The sequence below is a fragment of the Bacteroides sp. A1C1 genome (genome assembly GCF_004328515.1).
GTDB lineage: Bacteria > Bacteroidota > Bacteroidia > Bacteroidales > Bacteroidaceae > Bacteroides > Bacteroides uniformis.
In genome coordinates this window covers 1,159,668-1,178,846 of record NZ_CP036491.1, presented here as the reverse complement: position 1 = coordinate 1,178,846, position 19,179 = coordinate 1,159,668, and the positions used below count along the sequence as shown (strand labels likewise).

Here is a 19,179-nt window from a genome sequence, read left to right as displayed (position 1 = left end):
GCACATTGGCACATTAGTACATTAAATAATTACTTATTTATAATTTCCATTTGTTGCCTCACACTCTCTTCGTGTATCGCCTCAAATACCTTTTTGATGAACTCGGCATCCATACCGCACAATGCACCTTGCGAGCCGCGTTTCTCAAGGATTTCGTTGTAGCGTCCGGTTTGTAGGATGGTCATATCATGTTCCTTTTTGTAAGTGCCGATTTCTCGTGCCACACGCATTCGCTTGGCCAGCTCTTGAATGAGATTGTTATCACATTCGTCAATCTGCTTACGTAATTCACTGAGGTTTTCAGTGCTTTGCGTTTCCTTGCGGATGACGAGCAGGTTGAGGATGTAATCTAGCACATCCGGAGTTACTTGTTGTGCTGCATCGCTCCAGGCACAATCCGGGTTGCAGTGACTCTCGATAATCAGTCCGTTGAAGCCCAAATCCATAGCTTGCTGGCAGAGTGGAGCTACCAGTTCGCGCTTTCCACCTATATGGCTGGGGTCGCAGATGATGGGCAGGTTCGGGATGCGTCGGCGCAACTCAATGGGGATATGCCATTGGGGCAAGTTACGGTAGAGCTTCTTGTCATAGCTGCTGAATCCGCGGTGGATGGCACCTAGGCGTTTCAGGCCTGCATTGTTGATGCGTTCCAAAGCTCCAATCCAGAGCTCCAAGTCGGGATTTACCGGATTCTTTACCAGTACCGGGATATCGACGCCTTTCAGTGCATCAGCAATTTCTTGTACGGCGAAAGGGTTGGCGGTGGTACGTGCACCTACCCAAAGAAGGTCAACTCCAGCCTTTAGGCATTCGTATACATGTTTGGCGGTGGCTACTTCGGTGGAAACGTACATGCCGGTTTCCTTCTTTACCTCTTTCAGCCAGGCAAGGCCGTCTACACCGATGCCTTCGAAACCGCCCGGTTTGGTACGCGGTTTCCAGATGCCGGCACGGAATAGTTTGATGCCTTTGTCTGCCAGTTGTTTGGCAGTGCTCATTACTTGTTCTTCTGTCTCTGCGCTACAAGGGCCGGCAATGATGAGGGGGCGTTTGTCCTCAATGCCGGGAAGGGTGATGGGTTCTAATTCGAGTTCCATATTCTTTGTTTATTAGTTTTTTAAAGTTTGTTGTATGAATGTCTCTTTTTCACTGTCCGTTTTCCTATATGGGAATCGTCGTTTCCCTATATGAGAACTATCGTTACCCTATATGGAAAATGCATTTACCTGCCTTTGAAAATACAGGTAAACATAAGGGTATGATTCTTAATATACTATATCCTATGTGCTAATTCATTATCTCCTTGATGCGGCTCAATGCTTCTGCCAGCTTTTGGTCCTTGCAGCAGAGGGAGATGCGGATGTATCTCTTGCCGTTGCTGCCGAAGATAAATCCCGGGGTGATGAATACACGCGCCTTGTGCAGCACGCGTTCCGTCAGCTCCTCCACATCTGCACAGGTGTCGGGTATTTTGCCCCAGAGGAACATGCCTACCTGGTTTTCATCGTACGTGCATCCCAGGGTGTGCATGATTTCGCCTGCCAGCCTGCGGCGGTTGCGGTAGTTGGCGTTGTTGCCGTCATACCAGTCGTGTTCGGCTTCCAGTGCAGTGGCGGCGGCGAGTTGCATGGCGCGGAACATGCCGCTGTCGATGTTGCTCTTCACTTTTAGTATCCATTGCACGAAGTCGGCATTAGAGGCAAGCATGCCGATACGCCAGCCCGGCATGTTGTGGCTCTTGCTCATGGAGTTGAACTCTATGCAACACTCCTTGGCGCCGGGGATGCTGAGGATACTGATGGGGTGTTCGTTCAGGATGAAGCTGTAAGGGTTGTCGTTCACGATGACGATGTCCTTGCGGCGGGCAAAGTCTACCAACTTCCGGTATAGTTCGGGGGTGGCATTGGCTCCGGTGGGCATGTTGGGATAGTTGGTCCACATCAGCTTCACGCGGCTCATGTCCATTTGTTCCAGCTCGTCGAAGTCGGGCATCCAGCCGTTTTCTTCTTTTAGGTTGTAGTTCACCACTTCGGCACCGAGAATCTTGCTCAATGAGGTGTAGGTGGGATACCCCGGATTGGGCACCAGCACTTGTTCGCCGGGGTTGACAAAAGCAAGCGTCACGTGCAGGATGCCTTCTTTGGAACCGATAAGCGGTTGTATCTCTGTGTTGGGATTCAATGCTACGCCGTACCACTTCTCGTACCACCGGGCAAAGGCTTGGCGCAGTTCGGGGATGCCCACGTAGGGCATGTAGCCGTGTCCATCCGGGTTGCAGGCGGCTTCGCAGAGCGTTTGGATGGTCTTTTCAGAGGGTGGCATGTCAGGGCTTCCGATGCCCAGACTGATGACATCCTTGCCTTCGGCGTTCATTTGCGCCACTTCTTTCAGTTTCTTCGAGAAGTAGTATTCGCTTACGCTTGCCAGACGTTCGGCTGGCTTTATCTTAGATGTTTGATTTTCCATCTTCATATTCTCCTAATATTTTTAGTTCTTTGGTCAGCGGTGTGATTGCTGCGATAGATTGTTTGTATCTCAGTACATTGTCGAACACGACATCTACGTAAAACTGATACTCCCATTCCCGTCCGATGATGGGGAGGGACTGTATTTTGGTCAGATTGATTCTGTAGAAGGACAAGATGGACAATACTTGAGAAAGGCTTCCTTCGGTGTGGGGCAGTGTGAACACCATGCTGGCCTTGTTGACATCCTTGCTGCGGTGCCGGTTCAGTTCATCCACCTGCCAAGGGTCGGCTACCACAAGGAAGCGGGTGAAGTTGTGCTTGTTTGTTTCGATGCCTTCCTGCAGAATCTTCATGCCATAACGCTCTGCGGCTGCTTTGGAGCAGATGGCAGCATGGCCTTTCAGGTTTTCTTTTTGGATGATTTCGGCACTGCGGGCGGTATCTTCGCCTTCCACCACTTTTATACTGGGGTGCTGTCCGAGGAATTCACGGCATTGCATCAGGGCGATAGGGTGGGAGTTGACTTCGGTAATATCAGCCCAGTCTTCATCGGGCAGGCAGACAAAACTATGGGAAATGCGCAGCTTGTACTCGCCAACAATCTGTGCACCACTTTGGCGTAATAGCTCATTGTTATGTAGCAAACTACCTGCAATGGTGTTTTCTATTGCCAGCATTCCTATGGTCTGACTGTCTTTTTTGATGGCACTGAACACGTCTTCAAAGTTGGCGCAACAGATTAATTCTATTTCTTCTCCTTCGAAGTACTTGTGTGCGGCGATGTCGTGATACGAGCCTAATATTCCTTGAATGGCTACCTTTCTCATTATTCTTTATTTTCTTGGTTATGCTATAAAAAAAATCCCGCTTCCATACGATGGAGCGGGATTCTGTATATTTACTTGTTTCTCTATTCAGTCCTTAAGCATCACTGTCACTTGATACATACAAACTCCCGCTCTACTTTCTGGCTAAAGTAAAAGTAAAAAAAGAAGTAATATGCATAAGTAAATGACTTCATACTTGTATTCTCTGTTTTTGAATTACGCGACAAAAGTAATGCTTTTCTTTTATATACAAACAAAAAACAATGTTTTTTTTAGGGATAGTAGCAATTTAACTTATTTCCCTTTAATTTGTACAATGACTTGAACCGGACGATGGTCGGATGAAATGGTGTCTTCTATGACTTTCCGGTATTGTACGTCAAACCGATACCCATTCTTGGAATAGCCGTAGATGTAGTCTATACATCGGTTGGGACGGTCTGCCGGGAAAGTATAAGAGGTTGTGTCATTGAGGGTGGCAAAATGTTTTGCCAATTCCAGCTGGGGAGCGCTTGCTGGTGCAGAGTTCATGTCGCCTGCCATAAAGATGGGCTTATCGACGTTTTGCAAGGCTTTTTCTATCAATGGTACGGCAAGGAGCTGGTCTTCTGGAGTGAGGGACTGGTGTGTGGCACAAAATACATAATCTTTAAATTCTGCAATAATGAGGGTACGTTTTTCTTCCCGTCCGGGCATTGGAATGATTTTGTATTTTATGGGTATCTCTCTGGAGAGGATTCCGATGCCGTAGCTTCCACCCTGAAAAGGAATGGCTGCTGCATAAGTCCCGTGCATTCCGGTCAGTTTTTCTAGTTCTCCGAGAGCATGGATTCCTTTGTTGCGCACCGTTACACTGTCAAGTTCCTGCAGGGCGACTATGTCCGGAGAAGTTTGACTGATAACATTGGCAATGCGTCGGTAATTGTACTCCTTGTCCATACCGATACAATTATGTACGTTATAGGACAATATGTTCACTTGCTGTGCATGGGCAGGTGCGAACATCAGTACAAAAAGTACTGATAGAAATAAATTTCGTTTCATTGGCGGCAATAATTGAATTTGTTATAATCCTAGGATATTACCGGTACTTCCCTCCGGTTGGTTACCATATTGTCCGTTAAAGTTCTGTATCTCTTTAGGATTGAGTTCCAGTCCTTTCTTCATGTCCTCCGCAGAGCCTTCCTTGTCTCCGTTCAGCAACTTGGCACGTCCGCGCTCATGATAGGCCTCTGCGAAATTAGGGTTCAGTTCTGTGGCTTCCGTAAAGAGCTCGATGGCTTCTGCCAGCTTGTTTTGGGTGATGTAAAGCTGTCCTAAGTAGAGGAAGGCTTGTTCGTTAAAGGGATTCAACTCCGTCACTTTCTGATAACTGCTTTCTGCTTTTTCTTTGTCTCCCGTAGCTTCTTCTATCTTTCCACGGAGCAAGATGGCACTTTCGTCTTCCGGGTCTTGTGCCAGAATGGTGTCTATGTCTTCCATCGCTTCCTTGTATTGCTGCATTTGGACCAGTGCTTCGGCACGGAGCAGACGGGCTTCGGTAAAATCATCTTTCAGTACGATGGCTTTCGTAAGATGAGCGATGCACATGATGCCGTCTCCTTGTCCATTGTTTGCTTTGCCTAGCAGGTAGTGTGCCATGGCGTTGCCCTCTTCTATTTCGATAGCTTTCTTTGCCGCTCCTGCCATGGCAGGATAGTCTTCCTGCATGTAGCATACGTTGGCAAGACTGAGGTAGGTGGAGGTATGTTCCGGCTCTATTTCGGTCATGCGTTCCAGTAGTTTGTGTGCCTCGTCCAGTTCGTTGGTCTGGGTGTAGACTTGGGCAAGGTAGCCCATGGTTTCAAAGTCTTCCTGAATGGCAAGGGCTTCAATGAAGCATTTGATGGCGTAGTCTGTACGGCCCATGCGTTGTGCACGCATACCGTCATACTTGAATATCTCAAAATTCTTCTGCTCGTTTTTTTGTTTCTCATTTGTCGGACTGTCTGACTTGCCGGAGAAAAAAAATTTAAAGAATCCCATAGGTGATTAAAAATTAAAGAATTAAAAAATAAAAAGGAAAAGGAGGAGCATGGCTGATAAGAGATGTTCCTCGTCAGCGGCAGGACATTCTTTTCCAACGGCAAAAGTAATGAATTATTTTTTGATTTGAAGCATTCCGTTGACAGCAATTACCTTGCCTTCGTCCAACAATTCATGTAACACATCGATGAGCATGTTTTTATCGTCCGGTATCTGTTCTGCCAAAGTGGCTGGAGTTTGTTGTTTATCAGATAGGGCTTGAAGAATCTTTTCAGAAAATTCCTTTTCCGAAAGGTGGCCGGAAGGTTTCTTGTTCTTCAAATTGATGCAAGTGTCGCACTGCCCGCAGTTATGCTCGTTCTTCTCTCCGAAGTAGTGTAGCAGCATCCGGCTACGGCACACGGTATCACTGCTCACGTAATCCAGCATGGCACTTATGCGTTTCTCATATCGCTCTTTGCGTTCCTCGTACACGGTGGGAGGGATTTGCAGGTGGCGCATTTCAACCCTCTCTCGCGTGTATATTATATATGGTGTCTTTTTGCGGGGGATGTAACTGACGATATGTAGCTTGGCTAGGTGGATGAGCTGTTCATACACTTGCCGGCGTGTGAGTCCGGTGCATATGGCCAGTGAATCTTCATTGATGAAAGCATGGTCTGTGAAGACCCCGGTATAGGAGCGGAGAATGGTTTGGATGAGTTTGTCCATATCTTCGCCGAGTTCCCTTAGTTTATAAAGTTCGTCTCGTCGGATAGTGAACAGTAGACGGGATGCATTGTCTTGTTCGTCTGTATATTCCAAGTATCCCGCTTGTGTCAGAATCTTCAAAGCACTGTCCACGGGAACGGGGAAGTACTTGAACTTTCGGCAAAAGTCTTCTATATTGAACTCGCGTACACAGCCTTGTCCATCTCCCATTGCCATCTGGTAATAGTATTGAAGATGCTCATATACTTCCTTTATATACTCTTTTTCAGGAAAGGTGTCGGGAATGCGTTTGTGCAGTGTTGCCTTATCCGACTTGGCGTAAAGGATGACCGCGTAGGCTTTTTGTCCGTCCCTTCCGGCACGTCCTGCTTCCTGGAAGTAGGCTTCTATGGAATCGGGCAGATCCATGTGGATGACAATCCGTACATCCGGTTTGTCGATACCCATACCGAATGCATTGGTGGCGACCATGACACGGCTTTCTCCTGTTTGCCAGCGTTGTTGGCGGATGTCTTTGGTGGCGTTATCCAGTCCGGCATGGTAGAAATCTGCGGTGATGTCTTCGTTGTGCAGCAGTTCGGTAATTTCCTTGGTGCGGCGGCGGTTGCGCACATAGATGATGGCGCTTCCGGGCATACGGCGCAGGATGTGCAACAGCTCTCCCGTCTTGTTTTCCGTCTTGCGGACGATATAGGCAAGGTTTTTGCGTTCGAAACTCATGCGGAACACATTTTCCTCACGGAAATGCAAACTGGCCTGGATATCTTTCACTACTTCCGGAGTGGCGGTGGCTGTCAATGCCAGGATGGGGATGCCGGGCAGCAGTTTGCGTATTTCGGCTATCTTCAGATAGGCAGGACGGAAATCGTAACCCCATTGTGATATGCAGTGGCTTTCGTCTACTGTAATCATACTGATTTTCATCTTCTGCAGTTTGGTGCGGAAGATTTCGGTATCGAGCCTTTCGGGGGAGATATAGAGAAACTTGAAATTGCCGAAGATGCAGTTCTCTAATGTGACGATGATTTCCTGCCTGCTCATGCCTGAGTAGATGGCAAGCGCTTTGATTCCTCGTTTTTTCAGGTTTTGTACCTGGTCTTTCATGAGGGCAATCAACGGAGTGATGACCAGGCAAAGTCCTTCTTTGGCAAGAGCCGGAACTTGGAAAGTGATGGATTTTCCTCCTCCCGTGGGCATTAGTCCCAAAGTGTCCCGTCCCTCAGTAATGCTATTGATGATGTCTTCCTGGATTCCCCGGAAGGCGTCATAGCCCCAGTATTGTTTCAGAAGCTTCCCCCCCAATCTACCTTCTCCAGCTCCTCCGCTATCAGGGGAGAGCAATCCCGTAGGGAGGGGAGTTTTGGAGTTACTATTGCTGTTCATGGTCTTATTAAACTTCTTGCCATTCCTATCGTAGGTGTTTCAAAATACTCTTAATGCTTTCTTTAGAAGCGGATTACGAGGAATAATGCGGATTCAGTAAAATAAATCCGTGGAATCCGCGTAATCCGCGCCTGAAATTATAACATAAAGAAAATGCTTATATACTTTTGATACATCCTCATGACTTTTAATTCGGCTTTATGTCTTCAATCTGCAACTGCACTTCACCCCTCTTATGAGTATTCTCTTCAATAGAATAGCAGATGTCGAAGGAACGTTTGGTCTTGATGAAGCGTACGTGGGAACTTTGCCCGAAAGCGATGCCGTTCATCACATTGTTCGATTTATTATCCACTAATTCCAGCTTGATATGTTCTTGGTCGCGACCTACGACTTTGCTGGTACCATAATCATAGACATTGTGCGTGCAGAAAATAGGTTTGGCATTGTCCGGTCCGAATGGATTGAACTTCTTCAGGTCGCTGAAGAATTTCGGAGTGATGTCTCTGAAATCAATCTCGGCATTGATGTCGATGACGGCGCATGTCTGTTCCGGCAGGATATTTTGTGATACGAACTCTTCGAAACGTTCGATAAAAGCTGGTACATTTTCCACCTTCATGGAAAGGCCGGCGGCATAGGTATGCCCTCCGAAGTTTTCCAAAAGGTCGCGGCAGTATTCAATGGCTTTGTAGACGTCGAATCCGGAGACGGAACGGGCAGAGCCGGTTGCCATGTCATCCGTGCGCGTCAGCACTACTGCCGGGCGGTAATAGATTTCAGTCAGCCGGGAGGCAACGATTCCGATGACACCTTTATGCCAGTCTTCATTGTACAATACTATAGAACGGCGATCGGCAAGTCCGTCCAAATCGGCCACAATCTTATTGGCTTCTTCGGTCATGGTCTTGTCCAAGTCCTTGCGGGTCTCATTGTATTGATTGATTTGTCCGGCTTTCTCCAGGGCAAGAGAAAAATCTTTTTCAGTAAGCAGGTCAACGGCTTCTTTTCCGTTCTGAATACGTCCGGAGGCATTGATACGAGGACCTATTTTGAATACAATGTCACTGACAGTGATATCCTTGTCCGTTAGTCCGCAGACATCAATGATGGCTTTCAGACCTACACTGGGATTGCTGTTCAATTGCTTTAGGCCATGGTAGGCAAGGATACGGTTTTCACCCATGATGGGTACAATATCTGATGCGATGCTGACGGCGCAAAGGTCCAATAGGGGAATCAGGTGATGGAACTCGATACCATTGTTGATGGCAAATGCCTGCATAAACTTAAAGCCTACACCGCATCCGGACAGATGCTCATAAGGATAGGTGTTGTCTTCCCGTTTGGCATTCAGAATAGCTACAGCAGGGGGAGTACATCATCGGGGACATGATGGTCGCAGATGATGAAATCAATGCCTTTCTCCTTGGCGTATGTGATTTCTTCGACGGCTTTGATACCGCAGTCTAATACAATAATTAAGCCTACACCACTTTCTGCGGCATAGTCTACTCCTTGGATTGAAACTCCATACCCCTCATTGTAACGGTCGGGGATATAGTAATCAATGTTCGAATAGAACTGTTGAATAAACTTATAGACCAATGCCACAGCCGTGGTACCGTCTACGTCATAATCTCCATAAACAAGAATGCGCTCTTTCTTTCCCATTGCCTTGTTCAGGCGCTCTACGGCTATATCCATATCCTTCATCAGGAATGGGTCGTATAAGTCCGGTAATTGGGGGCGGAAAAACTTTCGGGCATCCGCTGCCGTTGTTATTCCCCGCTCCACCAGCAATTTTCCCAATATTGAGCTAATTCCCAATTCTTGGGCCAGTTGTTGGCTTGCTTCTGCCTGTTCGGGTGTAATGGGTTGATAATTCCATTTGTGAGTCATTTTATATATTATTTTTTCTTTTTCTATCTCGAGATGTTGGGGAGTGGGGGCTAATACGTGCACTTTTCTCTAACAAGGTGTAAAGGTATGAAAAACTCTTGAAACGGAGGTGGATTCTGTGGAAAATCTTTATAACTATATGCATTCTCCACTAAAAATCTTTATTTTTGTATCTATAAAAAAATATTGCTATGCTTGTTTTTATTTCTTGTGCAAAGACCATGGCAGCGCACTGCTCTGTTGTCGTGCCCGAAGTCACAGTCCCGAAATTCGAGGTGGAGGCTGTGCGGAATGCGTTGGAAATGTCTCAGTATTCGGTATCCGAATTGGAAAGGCTTCTTCGGGTGAATACCAAAATTGCTGCCGAGAACCGTTTGCGTTTTCATGATTTCTGTTCGGAAGAGAATTGTCCGATGCCGGCCATCTGCGCCTATACCGGAGCTGTTTTTAAACGTATTCTTCCGAAGGATTTTTCAGCGGAGGATTTTCGTTATGCGCAAGAACATCTGCGTATCACTTCTTTTCTTTATGGGTTGCTTCGCCCGCTGGACGGTATCAAACCCTATCGCTTGGAAGGAGATGTCCGTTTGCCCGAAAAAGGTGGAATATCCATGTTTGATTATTGGAAGCCTTTGTTGACGGATTACTTCATAGAGGAAATTAAAAACTGTGGCGGTGTTCTCATTAATTTGGCAAGTGCTGAAATGAAAGATTTGTTCGACTGGAAGCGGGTGGAGCAAGAGGTGCGTGTTATTACGCCCGAGTTTCAAGTTTGGAAGGCCGGACACCCTAAGACTGTCGTTATCTATGCCAAGATGTGTCGCGGAGAGATGACGCGTTTTATTGTCAAGAACCGTCTGGAGTGTCCTGAGGAGTTGAAATCCTTTTCTTGGGAGGGCTTCGTCTGGGATGAGATACGCAGTACGGAGAATGTATGGCATTTTTTGTTAGGTACATCTATGTAATGAAAAGGTACATTACGTTTGGCTCGGATGTTACTATATGTTGCTTTTGATGTTTGCGCAAAATGAAGAACTAAATACGCAATTTAGGATGAGGGAAAAGAATGAACCCTCTACATTTGCATGCAGTAAACTTAAAAGCAATATACTATGAAGAGAAACGGATTTAGAACAGTTGTTGTATTAGCTTTGACCATATTTCTATTGAATGCTCCGGTTTGTGCTACAGCTCCCAGATTGCAGGATACTTGTGCGGAGGCGGGGGATGAGGCTGCATTGCGGCCTGAGTGGATGAGGATTCTCCATGATACACTTCCTATATGTAAGATTTCTATTCCCGGTTCACACGATAGTGGTAGTATCAAAGGAGGGCATATGTTGAAAACGCAAGCAACAGATATTCCTGCCCAATTGCAACAAGGCATCCGCGCTTTTGATATCCGTTTGGAAAAGAAGGATGATAAACTGGGGGTATTTCACAGCCATGCCTTTCAGGATATATATTGGGAAGATGATGTTTTACCTGCTTTTATACACTTTTTGCAAACATATCCTTCTGAGACTTTGATTGTTTCTTTGAAAAAGGAAGGGGGAGAATCGCGGGATTATGCTTCTCTGCTGTCTGCTTCTTTAAACAACCCTAAGTATCAAAGTTATTTCGTGATGGACTTTCGCCCTGAACTGACGCTGAAAGATTGCCGTGGAAAGATTCTTTTCCTGCATAGGGATTATGCTATGGATAATTATCCTGGAGCAGCATGTGTAGGTTGGGAGGATGACAGCACTTGCCTGCTCACTCTTCGCAATAAAGATGGTAAGGAAGGGATAGCTCTGCTCGAAGATGAGTATCAATATGAATCGGGTGAGGAGGCCGGGAAGAAGGTCGGGGTTTGTATTCATAATATTGAAGGGATATCTGTTGAGCCGGTTTCTTCACGTCGGTGGGGGATTACTTTTGTAAGTGCGACGGGGCTGCCCTTGGGAACCCCTAAAGTCTTTGCTGATAAGGTGAACAAGTCTATTGCTGACTATTTAAAACAAAAGAATAGCCGGAATTGTGGTATTGTTTTTATCGATTTTGTCTGTGAACCTGGAGGAAAAGATTTGGTGGAATATTTGATTGATAGTAATGTTTGCGCAAAATGAAGATTTATATGCGCAATTGGGAATACTGAAAAAAAAGCATTTTTTTAATTTTGCACATGTTGAACACCTTAATGTTATATACTATGAAACTGTCAATAGATTTAGGAGGAACCAATATTCGAATAGCCCAAGTGGAAAAAGGGAACTGCTTGAATAAAGTGTCGGTTCCATGTTTAGCTCAGCAAGATGCTTCTACTGTGTTAAACCAGCTTTCCCAGCTTATTCGGAATATGATGAATGAGCAGGTAGATGGTATCGGTATCGGTGTCCCTTCAATTGTTGATCCGGAGAAAGGAATTGTATATAATGTAGCAAATATATCTTCTTGGAAAGAAATACACTTGAAGGAGATTTTGGAGAACGAATTCAAGGTGGCAGTTGCCATTAATAATGATTCCAACTGTTTCACTTTAGGGGAGAGCCTATACGGCGAAGGAAAATCTTACACCAATATGGTAGGCGTTACTATTGGGACCGGAATTGGAGCTGGTGTTGTCATTGACCGCCATTTGTATGGTGGGCAATATATGGGAGCCGGTGAGATAGGCTCATTTCCTTATTTGGACTCTGATTTTGAACACTATTGCAGTAGTTTCTTGTTTAAACGTTATGGAACTACCGGTGCGGTAGTAGCTGAAAAAGCCCAGCAAGGAGAACAAACTGCATTGGAGATTTGGAAAGAGTTTGGGAGGCATTTGGGCAATCTTATAAAGGCAATTCTTTTTGCCTATGCTCCCCAAGCTATTGTTTTAGGAGGCGGTATCGTATCGGCTTTTCCTTTCTTTAAAGATGCTATGGAACAAACAATGCAAAGTTTCCCCTACAAAATCATATCGGATAATGTGAGGGTAGTGGCTTCGCATAAAAAGGATTCCAGTCTATTGGGTGCTGCCGCTCTTCTTGAGTAATAATCCCTATACGATTTAATTGAAAAAATAATAAACGTTTTATTGTTATATTGTTTCACGGATAAATAAGGGCTGTTAGAGAAATACTCCTTTTGTAATAACTATGTAATTCTGCTTTCTGACCTTTGTGGCAGAATTATAATTTTTATATTATAAACTTTAAATTTTGAATGCATGAAACAAGTAAATCTTAGAATCTATCGAACGATTCTGACCCTATTGTTGGGGCTGTTCTTGTCGGCAGGTGCTTATGCACAGCAGATTTCTGTGAAAGGAACAGTAAAGGATCAGAATGGCGAACCAGTGATTGGTGCCAATGTCCTTGTCAAGGGGACGACGAATGGGGTAATTACGGATGTGGACGGAAAGTTCGCATTACAAACCACAGAAAAAGATGTTTTGGAAATCAGCTTTCTGGGGTATAAAACGCAAGAAGTAAAGGCATCGTCGAAGCCTATTACCATAATTTTGCAGGAAGATGCGGAATTGCTTGACGAAGTGGTGGTCATTGGCTATGGAACGAGTCGTAAGGAAGACTTGTCCACCGCGGTTTCTACAGTGAAAATGGATGATAAGTTGAAAAGCCGTCCTGCAAATTTAGGTTCTTATTTGCAAGGACAAATGCCGGGAGTCATGATACAGTCCAATGGTGGAGACCCGATGTCCGATGTCTCTCTGTCTATCCGTGGGCGTGGTTCGCGTGGTACGGACGACAGTTATAACAGCGGTGATGGTGTGCTCTATGTGGTCGACGGCGTGCCGGGAGCCCCTTTCAACATGGAAGATGTGGAAAGTATCACTGTGCTGAAAGACGCTGCTTCTGCTGCCATCTATGGTGCTAGCGTAGGTTCGGGCGGTGTGGTTGTGGTAACCACCAAGCAGGCTTCCGCAGGCAAGGTGAAGGTGAACATCAACATTTCCAAGAGCTTTAAGAACGCTGTGAACCTGCCGGAGACGCTGACTGCCGAAGAGTATAACAGAATCTGGGCTGATGCTTGTACGGCTACCGGTGACCCTCTCCACGCTTCCAGAAACCCGGAGATTTTCCCTTATGGCGACGTTACCCGTACCGATTGGATGGATGCCATCTTCCGCACCGGCTCGCTGGAACACTATGCCCTCTCTCTGTCGGGGGGTAGCGATACGATGAAGGGTTTCGCTTCGTTTGCTTATGATGACGACAAGGGGGTGCTCCTCAATACCTATGCCCGCAAGTTCTCTGCCAAGGCCAATCTGGACTTCCAGGTGGTAAAATGGCTAAAGGTGAGCGAGCGTGTCAGCTACGAATATAAAAACGGACAGGGCGATGTAGGTACCGGTCACGAAGGTGTGCTCAATCAGGCTGTCTTCTTCCCCCGCTCGGCAAGTATATATGACTACGACAAAGAGGGAAAATTGATGATTGATGAAAAAACAGGCAAACCGCTTTACCATGGCACTATCCCCCGTTGGGCATCTGCAGAGGGCATCAATAGTCCTTACGGTGAGATGCGCAACCCTGTTGCCATGTTGGAACGCCTCGACCAGATACGACCTTCCAACCGCATCTACTCTACTACTTCGTTTGAGTTGAAGCCTGTTTCGGGTCTTACGGTGAAGAGTGACTTTACTGCCGGAATCGACATTCGTACGGAAGACATATTCAATTGCCGTGTTCCCGAAATCGGTCGCCCAAATTCTGATAACTCTCGCGATAAGACCAATACTTGGAACAGCAAGCTTTTGTGGGAAACTACAGCCACTTATGCCAAGGTGTTTGCCGACAAGCATCACTTCAGTCTCATGGCGGGTTACTCCATGAGCTACGAAAAGTATAAATATGACGCTTACTACACTACCGGCTACGTCAATGAGGATCGTCACTCCATTACCAACGGCCAGGCAGGCGAATGGAGCAAATTTCAGCCGGAGGAAAACATTTGGGAGGAAAGTATGTTGTCGGTATTCGCTCGTCTGGGCTACTCTTACGAAGACCGCTACTTCCTTACTGCTAGCGTGCGCCGCGATGCCACTTCCAAACTCTATAAGGATAACAACTCCGGCGTGTTCCCTGCATTCTCGGCTTCTTGGAAGATTTCTTCCGAAGAATTCTTTGAACCTTTGAAGAATGTGGTGAATCTGCTGAAAGTCCGCGGAAGCTGGGGACAGGTAGGTAACGTGGCATTGGTTCCGCGCTATTCTTGGAATGTGCCTCTGAATGAAACCGATTGGGCGATGATTTATGGTAAAGATTTGAACAACATTGTATATGGTGGTGTATATGCCGGTTCTATCGGTACGAAAGACTTGAAGTGGGAGACCACCGAGCAGTGGGGAGTAGGTTTGGACATGGGCTTGCTGGACAACAGCCTGAATCTTACTGTGGACTACTTTAATAAGCGCACGAAAGACCTTATCGAGGTGGTGCCTGTTCCTTCGGTGGCAGGTATCTCTGTCTCTCCTTACGGCAACGTGGGCGATGTGGTGAACCGTGGTTGGGAATTCGGCTTGAGCTACAGCAAGAAGATAGGACACGTGACATTTGGTGTAAACGGCAACCTTTCTACTGTTCACAATGAAGTGCTCGACCTTGGTAACCTTGAATTCATGCAACACAATGTGGTAATCAACAGTCTTACCCCGTTGCGTTCCGCCGTGGGCCATCCTTGGTATTCTTATTACGTGCTGAAGACCGAAGGTATCTTCCAGAGTCAGGAAGAGATAGACAACTTTACTTGGAGAGACCCCGAAACGGGCATCAAGCAAAAAGTGCAGCCCAATGCCAAGCCCGGTGACTTCAAGTATGTGGACTTCAACAACGATGGCAAGATTACCGATGATGACAAGCAATATCTGGGCAGCTATATGCCTAAGATTACTTTCGGCTTTGGCGGTAACTTGCAGTGGAAAGGCATCGACTTCAGCTTCCAGTTCCAAGGTGTGGGGAAATCCACCGTTTACAACGGCTTCAAGCAGATGGGTTACACCGGTCGCGGACAGGGTGGCAATATGCTTGCCGACGTAAAGAACTCCTGGGAATATAACAAGACTTCGGGCGTGCCCAGAATCGGTTTGATTTCCGATCCTAATGGAAACTACAACAGCTTGAACGACTTCTTCTTGGAAGATGCCAGCTACCTCCGCCTGAAGAACGTTACCATCGGCTACACATTGCCCGACAATGTGATGAGAGCCATCGGTCTGCCGGGCAGCACGGCTCGTTTCTACCTGAACGGCGAAAACCTCTTTACGGCTACCGATTATAGTGGTATCGACCCCGAAGTAGGAAACTTTGGTATCGACGGAGGTACATATCCCGTGGCACGCTCTTTCAGTATCGGATTTAACTTTAGCTTCTAAATGAAAACCAAACTCTAAAAAACAGTAGATTGAAATGAAAAAATATAAAACTATAGCATTGTCGCTCTTGCTGGGCTTTTCATTGGCCGCCTGCAGTGATTTCCTGGAATTCGAGCCTTATGGACTGGAGGGCAGTACCAATTTCTGGAAAACGGAAGAAGATGTGGAAAAGGCGTTGAATGCTTTCCATGAGTTCACCTACCAAGAAGGAGTGACGGGCCGCGGATTCATGTGGTTTGAGAATTGTAGTGACAACATGGTGACCGGTCGTTCACAGAGTGAGGCACAGGCCATTAAGGATTTCCAAATGACCCCGGAAAACGGTCGCGACCAAAAAGACAATTGGCCGTGGATGTACCGCATCATTGCCCGTGCCAACGATGTGTTGCGCAATGTGCCCGACATGTCCATCTCCGGGAGTGTAAAGAACCGCGCCATCGGTCAGGCACGCTTCTACCGCGGTTTCAGCTATTTGTGGCTGGCTCCTTGGTATGGCGATAACGGTGTGAACGGCGGTATTCCTATCGTAACGGAAAAAACGCCGACTGCCGAAATAGACCAACCGCGTCCGACTTCGGTGCTTGCCAACTATGACATGATTATAGAAGACATGCGCGCTGCCGCCGATTTGCTTCCCTATTTGTCCGAAATGGCCAACGAAGACTATGGTCGTCCTCACAAGGCTGCATGCTGGGCATTTGCAGCTCGTGCGGCACTTTACGCTTCGCAGTTCGATGCTAAGTATTACGACACGGTTATCGAGATGTGTGACAAGGTGATGGGTATGACAGGCGCGGATAAACGTGGCCTCTATCCCGACTTTGCCCGTCTGTGGCGCGAAGAGAACAACTTCTGCGAAGAATACATCTTCTCGTTGCTGGGTAATGCAGTGGAAGGTCCTAAATTCCATGGCATGTCGTTTGAGAACGGTGGCTGGGGATTGTATAATACGTGGGGGTACTTCCAGCCTACGCTTGAGCTTTACAACGCTTACGAAGCAGGTGACGAGCGCCGTGACGCTACTATCCTTTATCCGGGCGACCATATCCAGTTTGTGGGGCAGGATGTTACATGGGCGGTAGGCTCATGGGCTACATCAAGCACGTCAGGCTTGACCTGGAGAAAATTCATGTCTCCTTGGGAAAACGCCGACTGTATAGGAAAAAAAGTGAACTCCAATATGAACAATGCCAGCAACGTGCTGGGCACTTGCCTTATCCGTTATGCCGACATTCTGTTGATGAAGGCAGAAGCTCTTATCTGGAAGAACGGCGAAGGTGATTCCGAGGCCAAGTCTCTGCTGAATCAGATTCGCAAGCGTGCCGGATTGCCTGAAAACAGCCAAGCCACCAAGGTGCAATTGAAGAACGAACGCCGTTGTGAACTTGCATTTGAGTTCCAACCCAGTCGCCACCTTGACCTCGTGAGATGGCACGATGCACAGGAAGCTTATGCCAAGCCGTTGCATGGGGTGAAGACCACTACTAACCCTGACGGCTCATTTAATGTGCAGGAGGTTGAAATCTGGCCTGCACGTACATTCAATCCGAATGTAAACCATGTGTTCCCGATTCCTGCCAAAGAGGTGGCAAACAGCAAGAACTTGAAGCAGAATGTTTATTAATGTTTAAATAAATCAATAAAATGAATACGAGATTTTATCCTTATATCATATTGGTGCTCTTCGTGATGGTCTTTGGGGGATTTTTCTCCAAAGCCAAGGCGCAGGACAACCGGTTTAAAGTGATTACTTTCAATGTCTTGTCCTTCGAACAGGAGGATAAATGGGGGGAGCGTAACTCTTTTGATGTGACTCCTTATTCCGACTTCTTGAAAGATGAAAATGCGGACTTTATCATACTCAATGAGGTGGAGAACAGAAGTTCCCGCCAGATGAGAGATGGAAAATATATAGATAAAGTGCAGGAAATTGCCGATAAGTTGGGTATGTTTGCCATCTATGGCTATTCTTATAACCTGAATAACAAGCAGGGACAAAACCCCGAAGAGAACTATACCTATTGCATGAACGAGCTTTATGGTAACGCCATTTTGAGCAGATACCCTATTATCGCTTCTCGTACAATGCAGCTTCCCCGTCCGGCAGGTTCTTCTGACCAGCGTGGTGCCGTGATTGCCGAGGTGGCGTTGCCTTCGGGCGACATCATTGCTGTGGTTGCCACTCACTTCGACCATACCGGAGGACAGCAGGAACAGGCGGAAGCATTGATTGCATTCTTGAACGATACCAAGGTGCCTGCTCTTCTGGCCGGTGACTTGAACGTTTATCCCGGTGCTTCGCCCATAGAGCTTATTGGAACTGAATTTGACCAAATGGGGAACCATTGGGTAGATTATATCTTTGCTTCCAAAGGCGGTTGGAATAAAATTAGTGAAAAGTTTGTGGATGCAGGAAAGCTTTCTGACCATGATCCGGTAATAGTTGAGGTTGAACTTAAAAAGTAATACGATAACGATATGAAAAAGAATATATTATATACATTCGCCGCACTAGGATTCTGCTCAGTACTGGCAGGCTCCTGTATCGCAGAGGACCTTGGAGTGGGCAATATCAAGCAGGAAGAGAACGCTAACTCCGATTGGAACAAAACCAGAAGCGTGGAAGTTCACTTTTTGTCGGCACTGAATGACGCCAACATTGGGGAAACCGATGCGATTGTCAATCATATCAACGCGTTGGGCGAGGATTGTTCCATTGGTGTGATAGACCGTGTGGACGTAAGCGGTGGCAGCAATATGGCCACTCATATCTCTTTTGCCACCAGCCGTTTTCCCGGTTATGCATTGAATAAGGTTGTTAAGAATGGAAATGGCATTGCTACGGAAGGCTCTCTTATCTTGTACAATCACAAGAACAATGCTGAAGAAGGATTCAAGGTGAGTAACGATTGCTTCATCAAGTTTATCAGCATTATGTGCAAGAGTATGGTGAAGGAGAACCAGAAGGACATATTGGTGCCTTTCGCTACGGCACGTTTTAGCTCTAAAGAGCAGATAAATGCTGCAAAATCGGCACTGGGAACCGTTGTGGACAGCAGGCACAATGGTGTGTTGATTGGTACTGTGAAAAGCAATCTTGTGGAGGACTTGAAGAGGGTTGCAGAGTCCATCAGCAACGTAAAGTTTAGCCAAGCTGATATTGCAGCCGGAGAATATGCTATCTTTATGGTTGCAGACAAATCGTGGGTTCTTCGTGAGACTACCACAAATTCAGTGTCCGGCAATGTGAAAGATTATTGTCTGGCCATTGAACCGGGTGTGGAATGATAAAATAGACCTCATTGCCATTGGTCTGATCTGCAAGGGTTGGTGTGCGTGGCATATCGGCTCTTGCAGAATTTTGTTATATGGGAAGGTTTTGTTATCTTTCCTCTGAAGAAAAAATGATTTCTTTATTATGGCGGTGTAAAAAACTCATGCTTTTTATGTACTTTTGTGTCTGTAAGAGTAGGAAAACATCGTAAACAATAACTTGAAAAACATTCAT

13 protein-coding genes and 1 pseudogene are annotated in these 19,179 nt (G+C 46.4%); 7 read left to right on the top strand and 7 right to left on the bottom strand.

Features of this window, described 5'->3' with window-relative positions:
• Positions 1 to 29 precede the first annotated feature (29 nt).
• The 7 genes and pseudogenes from EYA81_RS05075 to recJ form a co-directional block, all read right to left on the bottom strand.
• Positions 30 to 1,097 (bottom strand): bifunctional 3-deoxy-7-phosphoheptulonate synthase/chorismate mutase type II, encoded by a 1,068-nt coding sequence (locus tag EYA81_RS05075; protein WP_131225425.1) that lies wholly within the window; start codon positions 1,095 to 1,097, stop codon positions 30 to 32.
• 190 nt (positions 1,098 to 1,287) lie between these two features.
• The gene (locus EYA81_RS05070; protein ID WP_117965209.1) at positions 1,288 to 2,472 is read right to left on the bottom strand and encodes a pyridoxal phosphate-dependent aminotransferase; all 1,185 of its coding nucleotides are present in this window, start codon (positions 2,470 to 2,472) and stop codon (positions 1,288 to 1,290) included.
• Positions 2,447 to 3,295, bottom strand: a complete 849-nt coding sequence (locus tag EYA81_RS05065) for a prephenate dehydratase (protein ID WP_131225424.1) — start codon at positions 3,293 to 3,295, stop codon at positions 2,447 to 2,449. Before EYA81_RS05065 ends, EYA81_RS05070 begins: the two co-directional genes overlap by 26 nt.
• 294 nt (positions 3,296 to 3,589) lie before the next feature.
• Positions 3,590 to 4,339 (bottom strand): endonuclease/exonuclease/phosphatase family protein, encoded by a 750-nt coding sequence (locus EYA81_RS05060; RefSeq protein ID WP_117965211.1) that lies wholly within the window; start codon positions 4,337 to 4,339, stop codon positions 3,590 to 3,592.
• 21 nt (positions 4,340 to 4,360) lie between these two features.
• The gene (locus EYA81_RS05055) at positions 4,361 to 5,320 is read right to left on the bottom strand and encodes a lipopolysaccharide assembly protein LapB (protein WP_131225423.1); all 960 of its coding nucleotides are present in this window, start codon (positions 5,318 to 5,320) and stop codon (positions 4,361 to 4,363) included.
• Positions 5,321 to 5,434: 114 nt separating this feature from the next.
• Positions 5,435 to 7,414 carry an ATP-dependent DNA helicase RecQ gene (locus EYA81_RS05050; RefSeq protein WP_227201684.1) on the bottom strand — a complete coding sequence of 660 codons (1,980 nt, stop codon included), beginning with the start codon at positions 7,412 to 7,414 and terminating at the stop codon, positions 5,435 to 5,437.
• A gap of 187 nt (positions 7,415 to 7,601) precedes the next feature.
• Positions 7,602 to 9,316, bottom strand: a pseudogene (gene recJ, locus EYA81_RS05045) (single-stranded-DNA-specific exonuclease RecJ).
• Positions 9,317 to 9,507: 191 nt separating this feature from the next.
• Between recJ and yaaA the strand changes: the two are divergent.
• From yaaA to EYA81_RS05010, 7 genes are all read left to right on the top strand, one after another.
• Entirely contained in the window at positions 9,508 to 10,281 is a 774-nt protein-coding gene (gene yaaA / locus EYA81_RS05040; protein ID WP_131225422.1) for a peroxide stress protein YaaA, read from the top strand.
• A 147-nt stretch (positions 10,282 to 10,428) separates the two neighbouring features.
• Positions 10,429 to 11,424: a phosphatidylinositol-specific phospholipase C gene (locus EYA81_RS05035; RefSeq protein ID WP_131225421.1), complete on the top strand. Its 996-nt coding sequence runs from the start codon at positions 10,429 to 10,431 to the stop codon at positions 11,422 to 11,424.
• Between the two features lie 83 nt (positions 11,425 to 11,507).
• A complete protein-coding gene (locus EYA81_RS05030; protein ID WP_117600832.1) occupies positions 11,508 to 12,332 on the top strand; it encodes an ROK family protein in 825 nt (274 codons plus the stop codon).
• Between the two features lie 174 nt (positions 12,333 to 12,506).
• Positions 12,507 to 15,671 (top strand): TonB-dependent receptor, encoded by a 3,165-nt coding sequence (locus EYA81_RS05025; RefSeq protein WP_131225420.1) that lies wholly within the window; start codon positions 12,507 to 12,509, stop codon positions 15,669 to 15,671.
• Between the two features lie 34 nt (positions 15,672 to 15,705).
• A complete protein-coding gene (locus EYA81_RS05020; RefSeq protein WP_131225419.1) occupies positions 15,706 to 17,295 on the top strand; it encodes a RagB/SusD family nutrient uptake outer membrane protein in 1,590 nt (529 codons plus the stop codon).
• Between the two features lie 20 nt (positions 17,296 to 17,315).
• The gene (locus EYA81_RS05015) at positions 17,316 to 18,137 is read left to right on the top strand and encodes an endonuclease/exonuclease/phosphatase family protein (protein WP_117600835.1); all 822 of its coding nucleotides are present in this window, start codon (positions 17,316 to 17,318) and stop codon (positions 18,135 to 18,137) included.
• Between the two features lie 12 nt (positions 18,138 to 18,149).
• Complete coding sequence (locus EYA81_RS05010) at positions 18,150 to 18,959, top strand: hypothetical protein (RefSeq protein WP_117600836.1); 810 nt, start codon at positions 18,150 to 18,152, stop codon at positions 18,957 to 18,959.
• Positions 18,960 to 19,179: the final 220 nt, after the last annotated feature.